This is a genomic window from Paracoccus pacificus (assembly GCF_042680785.1).
Lineage (GTDB): Bacteria > Pseudomonadota > Alphaproteobacteria > Rhodobacterales > Rhodobacteraceae > Paracoccus > Paracoccus pacificus.
Genome location: NZ_JBHUEN010000011.1, coordinates 1 through 5,925 on the forward strand (window position 1 = coordinate 1; position 5,925 = coordinate 5,925).

2 protein-coding genes, 1 pseudogene and 1 CRISPR repeat array are annotated in these 5,925 nt (G+C 59.5%); all 3 genes and pseudogenes read left to right on the top strand.

Going from position 1 to position 5,925, the window contains the following annotated elements; all coding sequences use genetic code 11:
- Positions 1 to 697: 697 nt before the first annotated feature.
- Positions 698 to 3,901, top strand: a complete 3,204-nt coding sequence (gene cas9 / locus ACFSCT_RS04245) for a type II CRISPR RNA-guided endonuclease Cas9 (protein ID WP_379140376.1) — start codon at positions 698 to 700, stop codon at positions 3,899 to 3,901.
- Positions 3,902 to 3,960: 59 nt separating this feature from the next.
- Entirely contained in the window at positions 3,961 to 4,866 is a 906-nt protein-coding gene (gene cas1, locus ACFSCT_RS04250) for a type II CRISPR-associated endonuclease Cas1 (protein WP_379140377.1), read from the top strand.
- Positions 4,867 to 4,885: 19 nt separating this feature from the next.
- Positions 4,886 to 5,011 (top strand): annotated as a pseudogene (cas2, locus tag ACFSCT_RS04255) (CRISPR-associated endonuclease Cas2); the annotation flags it as partial.
- Between the two features lie 254 nt (positions 5,012 to 5,265).
- Positions 5,266 to 5,827: a CRISPR direct-repeat array (repeat unit 36 nt; unit sequence ATCCTAGCAGAAGAAGCCGCGCAGCCAAACCCGGAC).
- Positions 5,828 to 5,925: the final 98 nt, after the last annotated feature.

Genomic DNA, 5,925 nt, shown 5'->3' on the forward strand with positions numbered 1-5,925 from the left:
CCTGATCAAAGGGAATCACGATCGACGCTTCTGCGGAAGCCAAAACGATTCAGGGTTTGGACGAAAAGCTTTAGTGCTCAAGAGGTTCCGGTAAGGATAGCCTCACTCATTGGAGAGATAGTCTGCAAAAATGGCTTCACTCGGGGCGCTCGCGCTGATCGGCTCCGCATAACACCGGCAATTATGTGCCTGTCCCGAATGTCGCTGGCATGTGAGGCCGTCTATGGCACGCCGCCTGCAGGCGGCTTCGCCAAAATGCCCTTCGCCAGCACCACGCCAGGCACGAAACAGCCGCTTCTGAACTCCGAACTGCTGGGCTAGGCCATAGAAATTTTCGCTGCGTCGTAGCGAGGCGGAGGGACGGCCACAATTGGGACGGTTCCAGAGCCCGAGACCACGATCATCACCCGGCTCAATCCAGCGTTTGACAGCCAGTTTGGTGTCGGGTCGGCAGCCTGATCTGCCCGATGTTGTCCAAAGCGCAGTCGGGGATAGCCAGCGGGAATCCTCGCCCCTGCCGCAAAAAGCCCGTCACCTGTAATGGAATGCCGACTAAGGAAGCTGGGGCAGGCCGCAGCCTGCCCCAATTTTGTGGTCTAAAACCTTATCGCGGGTAAGACCACGCGGCTTCTTCTGCTAGGAATTTCAATCTACTTGCGCCTATGCTCGCTGACAAGAGATTTCTCGGGGATCGGAAATGTATCGTTTTGCATTCGATTTGGGTTCGGGCTCGCTTGGCTGGGCGGTCTACCGGCTTGACGGCAACGGTCATATCTGTGGCCTGGTCAAACTGGGCTCGCGCATCTTTCCGACCGGGCGCGATCCGCAATCGAAGGAATCCGCCGCCGCAGGGCGTCGTCAGCCGCGCCAGCAACGCCGTCAAACTGATCGCCGGATAGATCGCCGCACCCGGTTGGCTGAACATCTGGTCGGGTTTAGGCTCATGCCCCCGTCGGAGCGGGACGGGTTCTTTTCCATCGACCCTTACGAGGCGCGCGCCCGCGCTGCTGCGGGCCCGGCGGATCTCTATGACCTTGGCCGGGCCATCTGGCACATGTCGAAACATCGGGGGTTCAAGAGCAATCGCAAGGCGGATCGCAGCAACGAGGACGAGAGCGGCAAGATCGCCTCGGCCAGCGCGACCCTGCGGCAAAATCTGAGGGACGAGGGTTTCGCCACCTATGGTGCCTGGCTGGCCTCACGTCACGCGAAAAAGCAACTCGTGCGGGTACGACCACAGGCCACCGGCAGCGAAACCGCTTATGAATTCTATCCGCAGCGGGCCATGCTGGAGGAAGAATTCGACTTTATCTGGGGGAAACAGGCGCAACATCATTCCACGCTGACCGATGCCGCGAGGGCCGCCATCCGGGATGCTGTCTTCTTCCAGCGCCCGCTGAAACCGGTCAAACCCGGGCGCTGCACCTTCTTTCCCGAGGAAGAGCGCCTGCCAAAATGGCACCCTCTGGCGCAGGAATTCCTGATCCTTCAGCAACTGAACATGCTGCGGCTGCTGGATGGACAGTCAGAAGGCCGACTGGACCTAACCGCGCGCGACCTGCTGGCAAGGCATCTGATGAGCGGGGAGAAGCTGACCTGGAGCGGATTGCGCAGCCAGTTGAAACTGCCGCGCAGCACCGAAATCAATCTTGAAACCGGCGGACTGAAAGAGCTCGCCAGCAACCAGGTTGCCGCCCGTTTTGCAGGAACCGCGAAAAAACCCGGGCCTCTGGCAGATCGCTGGCGCGGGATGGGCGATGAAACGCGTCTGCGTTTGCTGACGATCCTCGATGAGGAGGCATCGCCCGAGCGTGCCATCGAAAGACTGGTTGCAGAAATCCCCCTGCCCCGCGACACTGCCGAACGTATCGAGAAAATTCCCCTTCCCGACGGCCACCTGATGCTGGGTGAGCGCGCGACCCGTGCCATCGTGCAGATGTTTCGCCACGAGGTCATCGTTTATTCCGATGCCGTGATCCGGGCCAGCGAAGCCGGACTGTTCGGAGAGGGGATCGAGCGACATCACTCGAACTTGCGCGGGCACGGCAATGGCCTCGACCTCCTCCCGCCCTACAACCGGCTGCCGGAACTGCAGCGCATGATCGGCACCGGCACCAACGATCCGAACGACCCGGATGACATCCGTTACGGACGCATCGCGAACCCTACAGTGCACATCGCGCTGAACCAGTTCCGCCGGGTGATGAACGCCCTGATCGGGGAATTCGGTAAACCCGCGCAGGTCGTTTTGGAAACCACCCGCGACATGGCGAAGTCGGCGCGGGAGTTGATCGAGATCGACAGCGAGATCCGCAAAAATACCAAACGCAACGACAGGTGGCGGGTCGAACTGGAAGAAGCCGGGTTGCTTGCCGAGGGCGCGAAGGCCGGGGATCGCCTGCTGCGGATGCGGCTTTGGGAGGAACTGGGCAGGACACCGACCGACAGGCTATGTCCCTATTCCGGCGAACCGATCCCGCTGCACAAACTGCATTCGGACGAGGTGGAGATCGACCATATCCTGCCCTTCGAGGATACATTCGAGGATAGCCCCGGCAACAAGACGCTGTGCTACAGGAAGGCGAACCGAATCAAGGGGAAGCGCGGACCGGGCGATGCCTGGTCGGGCGCGGAACTGGATGCCATTCTCGCGCGGGTAAAGGCCGCACCGGGGATGCGGCACAAGCTGTGGCGGTTCCTGCCCGGCGCATTGGAGGAATGGCAGAACCGGCGTGGGTTCGAGGATCGCCAACTTCACGCGACCGGGCATCTTGCCAAGGTCGTTCGCGCCTATGCGGTGGCGTTGTTCCCGCATGACGGCACATCGAATGTCTGGGTGCTGCCGGGCCGCATGACTGCGATGCTGCGTCGTCGCTGGGGCCTCTATCTGCCCGACCACAATGCCAAAACCCGTGACGATCACCGCCATCATGCACTGGACGCGGCAACGGTCGGGGCCATCGACCGCCGCATGATACAGACCCTTCAAACCTATGCGCGCCGGATGGGGGCGCAGGAGCTCGACCGTCTCCTTCCCGATGCGCCGGAACCTTATGCAGGATTTGCAGAGGAGGTCCGCCAGCGGATCGCGTCGGTTATCGTCAGTCATCGCCCTGACCACTCACCCAGCGGGAAACTGCATGAGGACAGCGCCTATGGGTTGGTGCGCGACGTTCCCGAAAACCATGCGGCCCGGACCATCGGAAATCTGGTGAAACGAAAGCCGGTTGTCGATATGAAACCCGGGGAGATCGGCCGGATTCGCGACGAAAAGATCCGAACGGAGCTGGAAGAAGCGACTCGGCATCTGTGGAAGGATGAGCGCGCCTTAAAGGCTGCGCTTTCTGAATGGAGTACAAAAGCCGGGCACAGCCGCCTGCGGATACTCGTGCGCGACGAAAGTGCGAGGCAGATACATGCCCGCGCAGGAAAACCCAGGGCGGGCGAGCCATATAAATGGATGATACCGGCCGAGAACCTGTTTCTCGATATACTGGAAGGTCCGGATGGGAAATGGTTCCGCTATGGTATCGATCTCTGGTCCAAGGCATCCGGCACGGATGTGCCATGGAATGAAGTTCACCCCGATGCCCGTTTAATCATGCGTCTGTATAAGGGGGATACGATCCAGCTTTTCGACTGGGATGACAAAGAAAAGCACATAATCCCGGAGACGAATCAGATAAAGATAATTGTCTCCATCCCAAATTCGGAGACTAATAATTACGTCACTCTCGCTGGGGTAAATGCAGTTGGAAACCTTGCGGCACGCCACAATGATCCCGCGGACGATTTCCGTTGGGATTGGGCGCGTTTCGACCGGCTGCGCCTCAGACGCGCCCGGCGGGTAAGGATTGACGAGTTGGGGCGGGTACGAGCCGTGCCACACGGCACGATCTGAACATGCGGGCGTTCTGTCGGACCTCATCAACCTGAGGTACCGTCATGGTAGGACGCATATTGGAACTGACACGCAATGGCCTCGCCGTTCACAAACGGCGCGGCTTCATTGCCATCGAGGAAAAGGGGCAGGAACTCGGACGCCTCGCGATTGAGGACATCGAGGCTGTCCTTGCCTCCTCTCCCGGCCTCACCTGGTCAAGCACCGCTCTTGCGGAACTTAGCGAACATCAAATTCCAGTCATGTTCCTGGGCCAGAACTTCGCGCCCATCGCGGTCGTTCTGCCCCTGAACGGCCATCATGCGCAGGCCGAGCGTTTCCGCGCTCAGGCGGATGCCTCACTGCCCCTCAGGAAACAGGCGTGGGCGACACTCGTCAGACACAAGATTGCGGCGCAAGCCAAGGTTCTGGACCGACTCGGACTGCCTTCCGAACGGCTGAACCGATTGAGCGCGACGGTACGCTCCGGCGATCCCGACAATCGCGAAGCGCAAGCCGCGCAAGCCTATTGGCCTTTGCTGATGGGAAAGGGTTTTCGGCGAGCGCGCGAGAATCCCGGGGCGAATGCGCTTCTGAACTATGGGTATGCAATCCTGAGAGCCGCGACCGCACGCGCCATCGTTTCCGCAGGACTGCACCCCTCGCTTTCATTGCACCACAGTTCTGGCGGCAATGCGTTGGCGCTTGCCGATGACCTGATGGAGCCATTCCGACCGACAATCGACCTTGTCGTACATGATCTGATCTCCCAAGGGGTCGAAAAGGTCGACGACGGTCGCGATGCCTTGATTGACTGCCTGTCAGCAGATTTCCCGACAAAGAACGGCGCAGCGCCGCTTTCCCATGTCCTGATCCGTCTCAGCCAAAGCCTTGCCCAGTCGTTTCTGGACCGTAAGCTCAAGCTCTCGTTCCCTTCACAACCTATACCGCTTGAGGTTTCCGATGAAGATCAAGCGTTACAGTAAACTGTCAGGGTATCGCATCATGTGGATTTGGGTTCTGTTCGATCTGCCTGTCGGAACAAGTGCCGAACGCAAAAGAGCGACGCGCTTCCGGAACGAATTGCTCGATCTGGGCTTCGAGATGGTACAGTTTTCGGTGTATATTAGACATGCTTGGAGCAAGGAGAAAGCCGAATCCTTCGCGAAGCAGGTTGGGGAATCGTGCCGGAGGCGGGCCATGTGCAGGTTCTGTTTTTCACCGACAAGCAATACGGGCAGACACAGGTCTTCCGCGGAGGAACAGGTCGCACCCAGCCAACGGAAAAACCGCGCCAGCTCGCTCTGTTCTGACCGATTCGGAGCTGTTTTTTCCACCGGTATCCAAGAAAAAATCCCCGCACAACAAGGTGTTGTGCGGGGTATATCCTAGCAGAAGAAGCCGCGCAGCCAAACCCGGACCCAACAGCCGCACAGCCTCGCGCATCCAGTATCCTAGCAGAAGAAGCCGCGCAGCCAAACCCGGACTGGGCGGTCATCGCCGATGAGCTGGGCTGCATCCTAGCAGAAGAAGCCGCGCAGCCAAACCCGGACATTAGCGCCATGATAGGCTCCTAAAAATAAATCCTAGCAGAAGAAGCCGCGCAGCCAAACCCGGACTGCCCCTCCATCTGGGTAACCGCAACTTCAATCCTAGCAGAAGAAGCCGCGCAGCCAAACCCGGACGGCGTTAAAGAAATGGTTGACCTTGGGCGTATCCTAGCAGAAGAAGCCGCGCAGCCAAACCCGGACCGGGGTAAGCGTGGGTGATCGAATTATAGATCCTAGCAGAAGAAGCCGCGCAGCCAAACCCGGACCGCGGATCGGCTCTTTTGCCCGGCGCGGCATCCTAGCAGAAGAAGCCGCGCAGCCAAACCCGGACGTCGAATACCGCGGTTTCACCGGCATTGTAATCCTAGCAGAAGAAGCCGCGCAGCCAAACCCGGACGGTGCGGTGCGGGGCCTGTCGGGTTCGTTCATCCTAGAGCGGGATCATTTCAGGCGGAATCTGGATTCACAGATTTGCTGGGATGTGATTCACCCTTC

What these genes read in the sequence shown, in the direction of transcription:
- cas9 (WP_379140376.1), top strand. Translation starts at nt 698, where the DNA reads ATGTATCGTTTTGCATTCGATTTGGGTTCGGGCTCGCTTGGCTGGGCG.